Source organism: Neisseria sp. P0009.S007, assembly GCF_051962515.1.
In genome coordinates this window covers 1-258 of record NZ_JBQCVF010001166.1, presented here as the reverse complement: position 1 = coordinate 258, position 258 = coordinate 1, and the positions used below count along the sequence as shown (strand labels likewise).

The window sequence follows — 258 nt, the reverse complement described above, 5'->3', positions numbered from 1 at the left end:
GTAACAACAGCGACGTGTCTATCTGATGCAACAATAGCTACTTGACCTGGTTGCAATTTATTTCTTAATTCGGCCAAATCATTATCTTTCCCTGGCTTTATTGTGTCTTTAGGATTATGTCCCCATGTCTCTTTTAAATACTTTCTCATTTTTGCGGCAGAAATAATATACCTTCCATCAGTTCCTCCAGAGTTTTTATTCGTTTGATATTTGCGATTGGAAGGAATGCTGGCACCGCTTTTGTTTAAACCATAACTA

The 258-nt window shown here is 37.2% G+C and carries 1 protein-coding gene; it reads right to left on the bottom strand.

Going from position 1 to position 258, the window contains the following annotated elements:
• The coding region (locus ACTHS3_RS18155) for a T6SS effector amidase Tae4 family protein (protein ID WP_440368819.1) at positions 1 to 258 on the bottom strand (258 nt) is incomplete at both ends.